Origin of the sequence: Neorickettsia sennetsu str. Miyayama (genome assembly GCF_000013165.1) — a bacterium.
Classification (GTDB): Bacteria; Pseudomonadota; Alphaproteobacteria; order Rickettsiales; family Anaplasmataceae; genus Neorickettsia; species Neorickettsia sennetsu.
In genome coordinates this window covers 765762-781605 of record NC_007798.1, presented here as the reverse complement: position 1 = coordinate 781605, position 15844 = coordinate 765762, and the positions used below count along the sequence as shown (strand labels likewise).

The 15844-nt window shown below is 41.4% G+C and carries 10 protein-coding genes; 6 read left to right on the top strand and 4 right to left on the bottom strand.

All coding sequences use genetic code 11. The features are described from left to right. Positions 1–294: 294 nt before the first annotated feature. From NSE_RS03555 to NSE_RS03540, 4 genes are all read right to left on the bottom strand, one after another. A complete protein-coding gene (locus tag NSE_RS03555; protein WP_011452246.1) occupies positions 295–1209 on the bottom strand; it encodes a P44/Msp2 family outer membrane protein in 915 nt (304 codons plus the stop codon). Between the two features lie 323 nt (positions 1210–1532). Next, a complete protein-coding gene (locus NSE_RS03550) occupies positions 1533–2318 on the bottom strand; it encodes a hypothetical protein (protein WP_011452245.1) in 786 nt (261 codons plus the stop codon). A gap of 125 nt (positions 2319–2443) precedes the next feature. Further along, on the bottom strand, positions 2444–3301 hold the full coding sequence (locus NSE_RS03545; RefSeq protein WP_011452244.1) for an alpha/beta fold hydrolase: 858 nt from the start codon (positions 3299–3301) through the stop codon (positions 2444–2446). Positions 3302–3405: 104 nt separating this feature from the next. Continuing rightward, a complete protein-coding gene (locus NSE_RS03540; protein ID WP_011452242.1) occupies positions 3406–4272 on the bottom strand; it encodes a hypothetical protein in 867 nt (288 codons plus the stop codon). Between the two features lie 360 nt (positions 4273–4632). On the opposite strand from NSE_RS03540, the gene NSE_RS03535 reads away from it, so the two are divergent. From NSE_RS03535 to NSE_RS03510, 6 genes are all read left to right on the top strand, one after another. After that, entirely contained in the window at positions 4633–5745 is a 1113-nt protein-coding gene (locus NSE_RS03535) for a patatin-like phospholipase family protein (protein WP_227028950.1), read from the top strand. A 128-nt stretch (positions 5746–5873) separates the two neighbouring features. Beyond that, positions 5874–7637, top strand: a complete 1764-nt coding sequence (locus tag NSE_RS03530; protein ID WP_011452238.1) for an ABCB family ABC transporter ATP-binding protein/permease — start codon at positions 5874–5876, stop codon at positions 7635–7637. A 332-nt stretch (positions 7638–7969) separates the two neighbouring features. Next, entirely contained in the window at positions 7970–8266 is a 297-nt protein-coding gene (locus NSE_RS03525; protein WP_011452237.1) for a type IV secretion system protein VirB3, read from the top strand. Positions 8267–8268: 2 nt separating this feature from the next. Then, positions 8269–10680 (top strand): VirB4 family type IV secretion/conjugal transfer ATPase, encoded by a 2412-nt coding sequence (locus NSE_RS03520; RefSeq protein ID WP_011452236.1) that lies wholly within the window; start codon positions 8269–8271, stop codon positions 10678–10680. Continuing rightward, positions 10677–13298, top strand: a complete 2622-nt coding sequence (locus NSE_RS03515) for a type IV secretion system protein (RefSeq protein WP_011452235.1) — start codon at positions 10677–10679, stop codon at positions 13296–13298. The genes NSE_RS03520 and NSE_RS03515 overlap by 4 nt, the downstream gene beginning before the upstream one ends. After that, positions 13288–15834 (top strand): type IV secretion system protein, encoded by a 2547-nt coding sequence (locus tag NSE_RS03510; protein WP_227028949.1) that lies wholly within the window; start codon positions 13288–13290, stop codon positions 15832–15834. The genes NSE_RS03515 and NSE_RS03510 overlap by 11 nt, the downstream gene beginning before the upstream one ends. Positions 15835–15844: the final 10 nt, after the last annotated feature.

Here is a 15844-nt window from a genome sequence, read left to right as displayed (position 1 = left end):
TTCTGAAGTAGATTTTTTTGATTTTTTGAGCGAAAAACTGCTCAATTAGGGTGATAAGCTTACCTATATGAACACATCTCAGATTTAGGTGAATCCATAAACAAGCATCTGAAAACGACTCTCAAATTGGGCAAAATAAAAAATGCAAGCAGGGTCCTTTTTTATGATTCCACTCTGCGACATTCATCCAACATAACGGAAGTCTTATCCGATATACATCAACCAGATATAATTTCACATTAAGGAAGATAGATTTCATCGGAAATCCATCTTCCAGTTTGAGCGAATAAGTCATTACGCATCAAGTAAGAATGTGAAGCCTACCTCTAGGTTGTGAAGCAAGTGCTTTGCTGTAGGCACAAAGTTTATTCCTTCTACTGGTTCTGTTTCTACTTGATAATCAGCAATAAAGGCTAGGCTAGGTGACTTAGACCTTATTACACCCAAACCTGTCACTGGTTCTTTGGTCTTTGCTTCTCCAAAGTAGCGTGCAGTATACCCTAAATAGGGCACCACACCAGCCTTTTTCAGATAATCAACATCAAAAGAAATACCAATCCTACCCTGCATAACAAAAGGTGTACTAACTAGGTTTTGTGCCTCGGACAATTTGTATTTAACCTTAGCAAGTCCGACACCCCCTCCTACGAATAGATTTAATACTTTTCCAGCACTGAAGTCGTGGTAGACATTCAACAAGCCGGCCTTGTAACTAAAATCTGTGAATTGCATAGGCCCAACAGGGAGAAATTGTATACCTTCTAATTTCTTGTTGTTTTCCTTGCTAGTTGCCCAACCAGATGGTACATCTGCGACACCATAAAAAGATTCTTCTGCTCTTTCAGCAAGTTTACCTGTACCGTTTATCAGGGCTTCAAATTCTATTCTTGTTTCTTGGATATGGTAGCCAACTGCTAGACCGACACCCATCATGCTGAATCCATGTGTAGGTCTGAATTCCCTTATCACAGTACCATTAAGATAGCCGTCTGGTCTGGTTGTATGGGAGTCATTCCAGGCATTTATCGCTGCACGGCCAGTATCCATGAAATTACTTTCCCCAGAAAGCTTTGCTATATTGAAGACCCTTCCATAAAGTCCAGCTTCTTCTTTCTGGGTTTCAGCTTCTGTGGCTTTGGCTTCATATATGGGGGCTAGAGCAAGCAAACAAAAACATGCAGCACTTCTTAGAAAATGATAATTGATCATTTGTAAACCCCCGATGGTTCAGTAAAATGCAAAGAACTAACCTAATTTTGTAAAAAAAATATTACTTTTTTTTGTATTAATCTAAAATTAGCTCCATAAATAGTATAAAAAACAAGATTTACTTGGAATTCAAGTGCATAAAATCTGAAAAAACTTACTTGCCTCTGAAATTTCAGAGCAAACAGAAATTCATAAAATGAGATTGGATATTGGTTTTCCTAGCACTAAGCCCAGTCCTTCAAGGAAGTGCTGAGCTACGATAGAACTTACGTGCCAAAACGTAGTGTAAGAGGAGTGTCAGAGGCTACTTTATCTAGGCTGCATTAGTGCATATAGAAAGCTATACCAGCTTCAATATTGTGTGAAACATGACTCATGCTACGGATCACGCTCACCGCTTCCTTTATTTTATCCACAATACCTAGACCTGTATCTAGACGACTTGTAACTATTGTGGGGACATCAGTCAGCCTTTCTGTGCACATGCTTGAAACAAGCATTAACCTGTATCCAAAATACGGTTTTACTGATAGTGAGAATAATTCAAGATCCGATTTTAATCCTGTTCTTAGTTGTGTTACGAGTGGAAATCCATAATTCCCATCATCTCCTTCAATGAGTATGCTGCCACTCCCGACCCCGAGGCTTAAGTAAGGACTGAATAACGTCACCCCTGAGAATTCCAAGTTGGTATTTAGAATCCCTAATAGGTATACATATCCCCCATTAGTCTTTCCATCACTGGCTGAGATAGTCTTAGTTTTGTGTGCAGGATCATTGGTTTGACTTGATAAACCTGAGGAGGCAGTTCGTCCATATAGGCATTCTGCTTCTACGCTGAGACCCGATACGGTAAATCCGATTTTACCACCGAAACTCTCAAGTGTGCTATCCATAAGTTTCTTCTTGGTTACAGGGAAGAAGAGCTTTGCTTTTTCTGTGTTAATGTCCCTATGTATATCCTCTCCACTGATTTTACCGGCTACAAAAGCGTTGTAGTTAGCACCAACATAAAATTTAGTGCCAGACTTAGCAGCAGGAGATGCGCTGGCAAAATCACCCAGAAGAGCGAGCAGTAAAGCCCAAATCATAGATCTGAAAATATTCATGAAGACTAAGACTGAATTTTCATTCCAGAAGGAGAATGTATCATAAAGATATTTCTTATCAACAAAGACGGTAGTGATATATCAATATTAGTGACGATTTCCAGGTTTTGCGCATCCGTGATGCTTCAATTTTGTTTTTCCGAACTATTTGCGAGCAACCAGGATTTGATGTCTTCTAATTGTTTGTGGTCCATGAGTGAAGGTGCATGTCCTACACCAGTGTATTCTAGGCACGAAATTCTCTGGTGTGACTGAGCCATTTTGGTGAATGTTTCTTTTGATAGCATGCGTGAGAGTTCGCCTCTCAATGCAAGTATTGGAATGTTCTGATCAATATTGTGCCATATTTCCCATAAATTTCTAGATCCAGTTATTTTTTCTCTGTGATTCCTAAAAATTTCTGGGTCGAAGTCCAACACATATTTTCCTTCCTCAGTATTCCTGAAGGAGTGACGCAGCATGTGCTGCCAATGTTTTTCTTTGAGTAAGCCAAGTGGTTTTAACATTACTCTTAAGAATTTGTTTGCTTCGTCAAGCGATGAAAAAGTTGGGTACATGCAGAGATATTTGCTTAATACAATCATCGCCGAGTAATCTGTATATGGTCCTATGTCATTTATGACAAGTGCTTCAATTTTTTGAGGAATAGTGGATGCTAACATCATTGATATTATTCCCCCCATTGATGTTCCCACTAAAATGCATCTCTGTAGATCTAGTCCGTTTATAAATTCCAAAAGAATTTTGCCATAATTCTCATATGTATACAGGTCTGCTTGCATGTATTCGCTTTCCCCTCTTCCTGGCACATCTATAGCTATGACCCTAAAATCGCTTCTAGCTAGTGTTTTAGCTAGATAATCAAAGTCACGTTTGTTCCTATTGATCCCGTGAATACAAATTACAGGTCCAAGTTTACCTTGGTGGTTCCAGTCCAGATATATTATTCTCCCGAAACTGGTCGCTATACTTCTTTTTTCCACTTTCTCTTTCCGTTAAATTTCTTAAGCTCGAAAAATAGCCTACGAAGGAGGTACTTTCAATGTTGGATAGGCGAAGCACACACGTACTGTATTCTCAAAGTGCGCTAGATAGACAGGGAAACCACGGGAGTGCAGAGACTTTCCAAAGAAGTAGAAGTAGAATTTTCTGGTGTTTCCGAAGGGCTTTCCTTATTGGTGCTACGCGTCCTTGTTTCACACAGAGCAGATATAACCAGAAAAACTAGGACTACACAAAAAAGGGCCATTGAGGCGGAAAATACTCCCAAAATGCAAGATTCTACTTTTGCAGTGTATTTTTCGAAAAGGACGTTTTTTTTGAAAGTTTCCTTAACTATGCCCTTTAAAATTTCAGCCAGTGGATTATCACGAATATCGTAGAACCTAAGCACAAAGGTCAGAGTGCTTTCAGGTTTTTTGTTAGGCAGCAGAAAGAATGGTATAAGCAATAAAATGGTGACTAAGGCAGTTCCAGCTGTAAATCCAAGTGCAAACTGTGCTCCTTTTTCAGCGAGCTCCTTTCTTCTTTTTTGTTTTAACTGTTTTTCCACAGTGTTCTTTCTTCTTTCAAACGCACTTGCCACTTCATAGGAGATCAAAAGGATAAGAGCTCCAACGACAATCATTGTAGTGATCATACTGACAAGAATTACTCGACTGAAAAAAGACCTGCTAGAACAAAGCAGAGACTTCTTGTTCCACAAAAGAAATTGCGCCAACGGGTTCGAGGGTTGAGAACTGTAGAGCCCGTCCACGGTGCCTTCTATGAGCTCATAGAGGACAGCAGAGTCATGAAGGTATTTTATCAGCGCTAAGACAATAATGCTTTGTGGCACTGTCTGTACCAGAAATCCAAGCAGAACACGAAAAAGCGCACCAAACCTCCTCTCTTTTTGTACCGGGCCTTCCAGACTAACATAGCCCGGAGAACCCGTACGACACTTTAACTCCACCTTCTAGAAACAAAACCAAGCAACATGTTGTGTGTTCAAGAACGTGCCTATAAACCCATGATGGCAATAAGGTCATGCATACAAAATACCACGAGACGTAGGCAAGCACACACATGAAATATTATACACTCTATGCGAATGAAATGTGAAGATAGAGACGCTTAGCAATCCAGGATTCGACAATTGTGGGGTAATGTGTTATGATGTCCGCATTGCTTGCGGTGCGGGTGAGGAAGAGAATTCGTAAAGATTTCTTTTGGGTCCTGGGAGCATTGCGAACGTGGTCCAAGGTGGCTTTATTGGGTCGATGTTTCGTTTTTGTCTGCTCCCGACAAAAAAAAGTGCTTCCTTTTATGAATATTGAGAAAATATACTGGTGCTGTGTTATACAAAAATTTAGTCTTTAAAGGTGGTGGCGTAAAGGTTCTTTACAGTGTTGGGGCTATGGAAGCCCTAGAAGAGCGTGACGTCCTACATTCCATAGAACGGGTTGCTGGTGTTTCATCAGGGGCTGTGCTAGCACTTCTTACGGCTATAGGTATGGATGTGAAAGAGATGAGAGATTTTTTTCTCGAGATCCCTTTTGCAGAGGAAGTAGATGCAGTGTGTTTGCCTGAAGAGACCAACAGGTTTTTTGAAGAGTATGGTAGATATACTGGTGATAAGTTGCTTGGGCGGTTGCGTGACCTACTAGAAGAGAAGTGTGGTAGTTCGGACATTACCTTTGCCGAGATGCATGATCTTGGTTTTAGGGATCTCTATGTCTTTGCTACAGATGTTACGAACAAGAAACTTGTGCAATACTCGTGGGAGGATACGCCGGATTACAGTGTTGTGGATGCTGTAAGAGCTTCTGCTTCTTATCCGTTCTATTTTGTTCCATGTCGTGGGCCAAATGGAGAACTTTTAGTCGATGGAGGTCTGCTGGATAACTATCCACTTTGGCTTTTCGATCAACCTCAATTCCTTTCCAATCCAGATGCCAAGTACAATGAGGAAACCCTTGCTATCCATATAGGTACATGTGAAGAGCAGCAGACCCTGTGGTCGCATAAAGATTTGGTCTTCATGATGCAATTGTTCAACGATATGCATGCTGACACAATTTTCGAGAAGGTTAAAGATTTAGATTTTTCTCAAGTGGCTTCTAAGGCTGATGCATACCATGACCTGCTTGGGTACCTGATATGCATTTTTGATGCTGGTAAGCTTGCTCCACCTAGGTATCATCATCCTAATTTTGCGGGAGAGATTAGTATCGATACAAATTTTGTTAGTTCGAACGGTAGGGTATTAACCACTTTTGATCTTGATCTCAGTGAAGAAGTTCGCTGTGAGCTCATGGACCACGGAAGAAAGGAAGCACACAAATTTTTTGAGAAAGAGTGTCTCCTCGGAACGGAGTTTTGTTATCCGTTAGGAGATCCTGCACAACATGATCTGTTGTCGGGTGTTGGCTCAGAATTAGTATAGTAGATTGAGGATTAGATATCTATTCCCAAATATACTAACGTGTAAGTACCGACTGAATACATTGCACAGTATCAGGCTAGTTGTTATATGTTACGCTTTTTTGGCAGTCGAAGCTTGTTACACGATATATGACGACGCTGTCTCTGATTTTTGACTTATTATGGAGTAAGAGTTCGATTAGGCTGCGTTCTGCTTTTATTGCTGCGTTTGGGTTTCTCTGTTTGGCGAAGATAGCCAGCAGCCTTGTACCATTCATTTATAAATTCCTTTTTGATGCAATTGAGAAATTTGAGTCGGTACAGAATTTTTCCGTTGGATCAGTTGTTTTAGTTATCTTCGCTTATGCAGGAATAAGGTTTCTATCTCAAGTTTTAAATGAGCTAAAGGAGATATATTTCGTCTTAGTTGAACAAAATGCTGCTAAAACATTAGCTTTAAAAACCTTTTCTCACCTCCAGTACATGGGGATAAGGTTCCATGTAAGCAGAAAAATAGGTGAAGTGTCTAAAGTAATGGAACGTGGTGTAAAGGGAATCGAAACGTTCTTGAGATTTGTAACCTTCAGTATATTTCCAACTTTCCTTGAAACAATCTTTGTTTGTATACTCGTACTTCTTTTCTATCCGTACTACTACTTTGTGCTGCTTTTTCTGACACTGGCTCTCTACTGTATTTACACGATATTGATCACACAGTGGCGGACTGGCTGCATAAGAGAAATGAAGCTAGCTGAAACAAAAGCTGCATTCAAAGCGGTCGATAGTCTGATAAATTATGAAACTGTCAAATATTTCAATAACCAAAACTATGAGGCTAATTGCTATTCTAACTTTCTCAAAAACTATACAGAACTTGCAGTAAAAAACAGGAGGAGCTTGTCCGTTCTTAACATTGGCCAGGCGTTAATCATTGCTCTTGGTTTAATTGGAATAAATCTTGCGGTTATCCTTGACATCGTTGCCAATGCTGCAACGATCGGTGATTTTGCTTTGGTTAATACATACCTTTTGCAACTTTATATTCCTTTAGGAAATCTTGGTTTTGCGTATAGGGAAATGCGTCTTGCTTACCTAGATGTAGACTTAGTTAGAGAATTGTTATCGGAAGAATGCCACGATAATGTGCAAAATCACCGGCCTGAGTTTGTATTCAAGGAGGGGGTAGTCGAATTCAAGAATGTGAGTTTTGGATATTCTGATGATTGCCAAATTTTAAAGAATCTCTCTTTTCGCTTGGAGCGTGGGAAAACTCTTGCAATAGTTGGAAAGAGTGGTGCTGGTAAGTCAACAGTGTCGAAATTATTATTTGGATTTTATTCTCCATCCGAAGGGCAAATCCTTATAGATGGTCAGGATCTTAGCACTTTGAAGCCCGAAAGTTTTCAACGATATATTGGAGTTGTTCCTCAGGATATTAGCCTCTTCAACGATACCATTTTCAACAATATCGCGTATTCTAATCCGCAAAATACCAAGTTAGATGATGTAATCAGGGTCGCGAATCTTGCAAGTATTCACGAGTTTATTACTCATACGAAGGAACAATATCAGACCGTTGTTGGAGAGAGGGGTCTAAAGCTTTCTGGTGGTGAAAAACAAAGGGTTGCTATTGCACGTGCGTTACTCAAAAAAGATGCAAAAATTCTCGTATTCGACGAAGCTAGCTCTTCACTTGATAGCAAAACAGAATCCGCAATTAAAGAGAGCATCATGAGTGCTGGGAAAGACTGCACGTCTTTGATTATCGCGCATAGATTGTCTACGGTGGCCTATGCGGATGAGATCATAGTTCTTTCTTGTGGTGAGGTAATTGAAAGGGGGACTCATTCGACCCTTCTTGCCATGAAAGGTGCGTACTACACACTATGGCAGCATCAAAATCGGTTCGGGTAAAAAGCTGTTTCATATTCTAGAAATAAGATAAGCTATAATATTGTATGCTATTTAATGCATAACTGATCTGGTGTGGGATACCTTGTTTGTCTGTTAGCAAAAAGTGCTGTGTTACTTCTTAGATGTAGATTTTCTATGTGCTCGTGGCTAGAATTTGTCCGACCGGGCCCCGTGTAGTTGATAGTAGTGGCGAGAATTCTTGGTTTTGAGTATTTTACTAGGGCCGCGTTTTGATAGTTGTGTTGGGAAATACTTAACGATTAGGTAATAGTGTGTATCTGAGTGGGTGTGGTGTATCCATGGTGTCATGAGTTGATAGCAAAATTTGAAGTATGGGTGTAGGTAGTTTAGGTCTTGATCCGCTCTTTAAGGGTCTTACGCGTCCGGCCATGTTCCTCGGTGTGAGTTTTACTTTTAGTGCAATGAATCTGATTATTTCGTTGCTTGCGTACATACTGACGAAAAACCTTTTTATCCTGCTCTTTTTCATGCCGACCATACACGGGATAGGGTACCTTATCTGCTTCAATGAGCCGCTCTTTTTGGAGCTTTTTCTAGTAAGGAATCAGAAATGCATGAGATGTAAGAATCGTGCTTACCATGATGCTAACTCTTACGATGTGTTCTAGGGATGTTCGATTTTGCCGTTTTTAAGAACTATAAAGCTAAAGTTGCTTCCTCGGAGTATCACGCCAGAAATTTTGTACCCTATAAGGATCACTTAGATTCCAGTACCATTCTTCTGAAGGATAACTCCATGCTTAAGGTTATAAGGCTGGTCGGTTACCCCTTCGAAACTGCCGATGATGAGGACGTAGACATTCACAAGGCATTAAGAAATCAGCTTTTTAAAAGTGTCTCTTCTGGTCATTTTGCTCTTAGTTTCCACTTAATCCGCAGAAGAGAAGGAAGTCAGGCTCGTGCTCTCTTTTCTAACAAAATACCCAATTACTTTGCTGACTATGTCAGAAAGAGATGGCGCCAGAAACATGGGAATAAAAGCTCTTTTGTGAATGAGCTATACATAACAGTCGTGAGGCGTAATGACAAAAAAGTCGAGCTCTTCAACGATCTTTATAGAAAAGTAACTCGTAAGGACACGAAAGAGGGTCGTATTGCCGATTTGAAAATTGCCCACGAAGAATTAGAGGAAATGACAAACAAGCTTTTGGTAAGCTTGAGGAACAATACGCCCCATCTTCTTGGGTTGAAAAAAGTTGGCAATGTTACATACTCCGAAGTTCTAGCTTTTCTCTCTGGGATTGCCAATTGTGGTGTGGCGCAATCAGATTTTGTTCTTCCTTACGGACCACTTGATGAGGCTCTCTGTGGTTGCAGGATGTATTTTGGAAGGAAATCGATAGAGATAGTTACACCATCCAGAAGTGAGTATGCTGGGATTATAAGTCTGAAGGAATATGGTCAGAATACTTCAGCTGGAATGCTCGACAATTTTCTGCAAGTCCCATATGAACTTGTTATCACGCAGACATTTCAGTTTGTGCACAGACAGGTTGCAATCAGTAAGATGCAGGTTCAGCAGAGCCGAATGTTACAAACTCAGGATAAAGCTATTTCGCAGGTTGCTGAAATAACTAGAGCTCTCGATGATGCTATGAGCGGTCGAATTGCGTTTGGGCTGCACCATTTGACCATACTCTGTCGTGAAAAAACTGAAAAAGGACTTGAGAATGCACTGTCGCTAGTCGAATCTGAGCTAACAAATGCTGGTGTGTATGCTGTCCGCGAAAAGATCAATCTTGAACCTGCTTTTTGGGCCCAGTTACCCGGAAATTTTGATTATATAGTTAGAAAAGCTACGATAAGTACACTAAATCTGGCGGGCTTTGCATCACAGCACAATTACCCATTTGGGAAGATGGAGGGTAATCACTGGGGGGATGCAATCACTGTTTTTGATACTACTTCGGGTACGCCATTTTACTTCAATTTCCACTGTAAAGATGTTGGGCACACGCTAATAATTGGCCCGACTGGGGCAGGTAAAACTGTCTTACTCAACTTTTTATGTGCACAGAGTATGAAGTTCAGGCCACGGATGTTTTTTTTTGATAAGGATAGGGGTGCTGAGATTTTTATTCGTGCGCTAGGTGGTATTTACACAGTGATAGAACCAAGGAGCAAGAGTTACTTTAACCCTCTTCAGCTTGATGATACACCGGAGAATAGAACCTTCTTGACAGAGTGGTTGAAGATTCTAGCCTCTGTCAATGGAGATAAGTTCACTGCGGCGGATATTGCGACACTGAATGATGCGGTGGCAGGTAATTTTAAGCTCGACAAAGCAGATAGAACTCTGAGCAATCTTTCTGCGTTTTTTGGGTTGGAAGGTGACAATAGTTTGGCTACTCGCCTATTAATGTGGTATGGGAATGGTTCGCATGCAACGCTTTTTGATAATCAGGAAGATTGTCTCGATTTTTCAAAGGCTAGTGTATTTGGTTTTGAAATGGGACACCTCCTTAGAGACAGTGCGGCGCTTGCGCCTGTTTTGCAATATTTGTTCCATAGAATAAGCATCTCGTTGGATGGGTCCCCTTCCATGATTGTGTTAGATGAGGCTTGGGCCCTTATAGATAATCCAGTTTTTGCGCCCACAATTAAGGATTGGCTCAAGGTTCTAAGGAAGCTAAATACGTTTGTTATATTCGCTACCCAGAGTGTAGAGGATGCAAGTAAGAGTGCGATAAGTGATACTTTAGTTCAGCAGACAGCGACGCAGATTTTTTTGCCAAACCTTAAAGCAACAGATGTTTACAGATCCGTGTTTATGCTTAGCGAGCGGGAGTACATGCTTATCAAACACACAGATCCAGCTACACGGTTTTTCTTGATAAAACAGGCTATGAGTGCTGTTATAGCGCGGATCAATCTCAGTGGAATGGAAGATATTATCTCAGTCTTATCTGGACGCGCGGATACGGTACTACTCCTGCACCGGATTATGGAAGAGTATGGTGAAGAACCAGTAAAGTGGCTTCCAGTTTTTTATGAAAAAGTGAAGGAGTTGGATCAGCAATGAAGCTTTTTCTCAGAGGAATACTTTTACTCTTAGCACTCAACCTTTTAGACAATAATATACTGCTTCTTAAGAGCGGGTTCTTCTTTTCTCACGCGTATGCAGAAGAGGTTGTGCTACCCAAAGTAATGCCGGGTGAAGCATCTTATCCTGAATGTGGAACCGACGTAGCTTTTGCACTCATTGGTCTGATTGCTGGTATTGTAGCTGGAATAATGATTATTGTTGGCAGCGGTGGAATTATAGTTGCTGTTGGTCTTGGATTGATAGCTGCTGCGGTAGTTTCAGCGATGCAACTGGTAGGCTGTCTTTGGTCATTTGTTAGAAACCCGGTTCTTAGAACGCGTACTGGATACTATAAATACTGCCAGGATGAAGGTGCGGGAGCTGAGGTCTGCTCCGATGAGAAAATGGTCTATTGCGAGAAGAAGGAGAGCAATGAAATCAATAGTAATGCGGGGGGTTGCACGTATGCTTGGCCACGCAACAGAGCAGAGAACGGAAAATACATTGAAATATGTTACAGAGAACCTTTTGATTGGGGTTATATCTCCAGAGCAGGGCAGGAGACTCAATTGGATAGCAGGGAAAGTAGTTTCACTGCAATTAATCTTGGTGTGTTGGGTGGTGAGAACAAAATCCAAAGTTTGGATACCCTTATAGACATGAAAAGAAAGGTAAGTGTGCGCTCGATACAGTGTGTGACACTGAAAAACATGGAAAGTAGGAGAATAGGTCCTTATGTTTTTTCTGCTGAGTACGATGGATCCAAGCTTTGCGGCTATGTCACGTTTTCTAGAAGGGCGAAAGTTGGCTGTCATTTGAGAGATCCCGCCGACCCTTCCCCTATGTGTATCAAATCGAAGCCGATTTATGATCCTGACGATCTTTCCAGGGTGTTAAGTTACGATAATTCAGGTTGTTTCAGTTGTTACATAAGTAGCGCATGTTACGGTGTGACAGGCTTGATTGCGAAGGCCCAGTTCCCGATGACATCTTTGGTGGTCCAGTGTATTAGGGAGTCATTGAGAAACATTTTGGTTTCGGACTGTAAAGAAAGTGAGGGTTTCTTAGTTATTGCACAGAAAAAGTTAAAGGCTGCCGTAGAGGCTGTATTAGTTCTCGCGGTTCTGCTATTTGGCTTCAAACTTCTTAGTGGTGGTGTAAGCGGTCTACAAGAATGGACAATGTTTGTCCTTAAAATTGCTGCAATTGCTTATTTCACGATAGGTGATGGAATGATCGTCTACTATGATAGATTGCTCACGCTCTCTACCGGTCTAGCGGATATCGTCTACAGCGGAGGAGGAAAAAAAGATGTGTGTGACTTCGACTCATCCGAATATAATGAACTTGTGGTTACAAAGCCCCTATCTGCCGAAGAAAGGGGGTGCTTTGAGGCTTTTGTCAAGTCAGGGCATAAAAGAGACTTTGCTGAATTGAAGAAGTTTATTGATTCAGGTGTTTTAAGTTGCTCCTCACTGAAACTAGGACAAGGTGGTAACTTACCTATATTCTCAAAGTTAGAATTGAAAAATCTCTCCTACATGACTCTTTGGGATAGGTTAGATTGTAGGGTGGCTTTCTACTTGGGTAGTGCTCTTGGTAATCCGACTGTTGCAGGTGGTGGTGTAGCGACTGTCATAACGGCTGGTGCGATAAGTGCGCTTGGCGCAGGGATATATATGGTACCCGTATTGATCTTGGCATTCTTTTTTGCAGGACAGTTGGTAATTGCCTTGTTGGTCCTAATGTACGTGATACTCATGTTCCTCATTATCCTGTGGATAGTACATCTTTTCATACTGGCAATAATCGCGCTTACGATACTGATACTTTTTTCTCCGATTTTTATCCCGATGATTTTGTTTCAGGTAACGAAACCTTTCTTCGAAGGCTGGTTGAAAGAAGTGATGGCTTACTCGCTGTATCCTATAGTTTTGTTTGGATTTTTAGCCCTTGTTTTTTCTGTTTTTGACAAGCTCTTCTTTGATGATCTGACCTTCCAGCGCGTTTCTAAGTTAGATGGTGTACGGAGTTACTACAGCTATAAGCTTGCGAATCCAAACCAGTGTAAAGAGAAAAATGCAGACGGAGAGTTGAGGGATTCTTCAGTTCTTGCATGTGTAATTCAGGAAATGTCACTTACACAGAAACCGTTACTTTTTGGTATTTATGTCACTACGATTGCGAGTGACCCTTCATCCACTAGTGTTTTATGGATAAAGCTGGGCATGATGGCTTTAATGCTATTCTTGTTTTTCCACTTCCTTGGTATTTTAGGTGGCTTGGCTGCAGAGCTCGTTGGCAACTTCCGAGCAGATCTTTCAAGACATGTCAGCAGTCCTCAATCCATGGCAAAAAAACTCGCTGCTATTTCACTTAATACTTCTAAGACCTTGGTTGAAGGAGGAAAGAACATAGGCAAGAAACTTGGAGGAAAACGTGCGGGACCAGAGGGCTCTGGTGATCAAACCGTTAAAGCTAAGACCTTGGTTGAAGGAGGAAAGAACATAGGCAAGAAACTTGGAGGAAAACGTGCGGGACCAGAGGGCTCTGGTGATCAAACCGTTAAAGGCGCTGGAGAAGGTGGTGCAGGCGGAATGGGTGGTGCAGGTTAAGCAAATAGTATACAAGATGCTGACTAAGGTCAGAATCAGAGCTGGAGGGGTTGCTGTGCCCAACAAAGGTTTTGCACTTGTTTGTTTGTTGCTCCTTCTTTGTTTGTCTGGGTGTGCCGGAGACTGTATTTCCGGTGCCAGCTCTAATGATGTCAAAAAAGGTACTTTGCGAGTCTGTCCCAATCCAGGTGATGTAGGTGATAGGAATTGTCTGGAGTATATGGGTGTTGCTGAAGGAGAAGTACCTGATGCTAGGACTCACTGGGTAAATGTGGGTATCAACCTAGAAAAGGGTGATATATTTGAATATCAGATTAAAAGGTCTGATGATTATTCACTTTGTTATCCTCCCTGTCCTGATGATTGTTTGAACGAAAATGGTGAGAATCTTTGTGATACTCCTAGTTGTAGGTGGGTGGATCTTGAGTTTCCAGGTGGCAAAGCTGAGGTCGATCTCAATCTTCTTGAAGGTGATGAAGTTCTAATAGGTTTGAGGCCCGCGCTGGAATCCGGGTTGATTAGTAATGATATTTGTGCGGGTAAAGATGCGAGAATCTACCCGGGAAATTATCAGGAATGTATGAAGCATAGAGGGGAACCCTATGGAGGTCTTTTTGCGCCAGGGATTAATCTGGTAGTTGATAAAAAGGGTGCTCTAGATAAGTTTAAGGTTGTCTACAGCCTGAATGGGGGTATAGACCGATCGATTGGCACAGTCGATTTGTGTAGAGCTGTAGTTTTTGGAGAAAGTTTAGATCGGTATAGCAAGGAAGTAGAAAATCTAAGTAAAAGAGTTCCTGGAATCGCTCTTCATAGGTACTGTAAAGCGCTTATAGAGCAAACTGGTCAATTTATTAAGCGCAATGAGGCCTTAGTCGAATTCGAGGGTAAAGATCTCGTTCTGCGGTGGCTTCATCTCTATTTGAAGGATGATAGTGGACAGTTGTCTTACTTGTGTTACGACGATAAGGATATTCCTGGGCTCTGTCGTGCCAGTAATGACGATTATTTTTTTAACCGTACAACAGTTCCACTAAATAAATTCTTTAGGGTGTCTTCAAGATCCTTCAAGTCAATGCAGCTGCAATTTAGTTCACTTGATGAAACGGTTGCGCAAAATGGTATTTTTAAGCTCAAGGTAAGTAGGAAATGCGATATTCCCGATTTTAAGGGAGTAAAAGTGTACATCTCCGAAGAAGATCCCAACTTTGAACCCTCAGTTCAGGGTGAAGGGGGTGCATTTTTAGTGCCAGACTCCACCAACATAATAGATAGGAAGGGATCTATGTACGTGGGAATAGTAGATCAACGAGGAGATGGGAAGGCTGAAAGCCGGGGTTACATATCGCTACATTATGTTCTTAAGCGGCAGAACGGTATAAAGCTTTTTAGTAAGGCAACGAACAGTGTAAAGAGTAAGATAATAAGGATTTTGTACGGCAAGACAGTCGATGAATATGGCAGGTTCAGCGAGGGTGACGATGTTGCTGGCGCGGTAGGGGGTGTCTATAAAGCAGTAGCAGGAAGTACGCTCACAATCGCGGTGCAAGCTTCTATCGTACTTTACATCGTTATCTACGGTTTAGCCTTCTTATTTGGCCTTGTTAGGACGCCCCAGGTTGATCTGGTAATCCTACTTGTGAAGCTTGGCATAATCGCGGTTCTTTTTGGTCCCAATAGTTGGAAATTTTTCAATGAGAATTTGTTTCAACTTTTTGTAGAGGGTTCTGGGCAGTTAATTAATTACTTTTCGGGCAACATGAATGGTGTGGATTTTGCGTTTCTTGATAAAGTACTTGCTCCTTTTAGCACACAAGAGAATTGGCTCAGGATCTTTAGTTTTTTGTTTTCTGGTGGTTTAGGAATCCTGTATTTCTTGTTGATAATCGTGGGCTTAATACAGATTTTTATGGCCATGCTCAAGATCATCGTTGCGTACGTCATGTCGCTTGTTATGGTGGCAATACTTCTTTGTCTTGCACCAATCTTTCTCTCCATGATTTTCTTTAAGAGGACAAAATCCATTTTTGATAACTGGATAAAAAACTTGGCACAAGTAGCCGTGACCCCCGTTATCACGTTTGCTGCATTTGCAGTATTGGCAGAGGTTGGATTGGGAATAATTTATGCACTTTTTGATTTCCAGATTTGTCCTAGATGTGTAATTGAACCGGATTTTGCGCTATTCAGATTCTGCCTACTTGCTGTGTATTTGCCAACTTCATACGATTTCGGAGGAATAATGGTTGCGCAAAATGCAGGTGGGATGCCAGTAGGCATAAGTTTAGTGGTGTCGTTTATCGTGATTAGTAACGCGGTTGTCGCCTTCACTTCAAGAGCTGCCATTCTCTCTAGTTCAATTTTTGGTGCGATTGCATCTGACGCTACGGTTCCTGCAGAGCAATTCATGGATAGTATGAAAGCAATTGTAGGCCAAGATGCTCAAACGCAATATCAAAAAGCGCATATAAGACACACCAAAGAGCTCGATCACGAAAAAGATGAGCCTGAGAAACCACCAAAACGTAATAGATAGTGGAGTATTT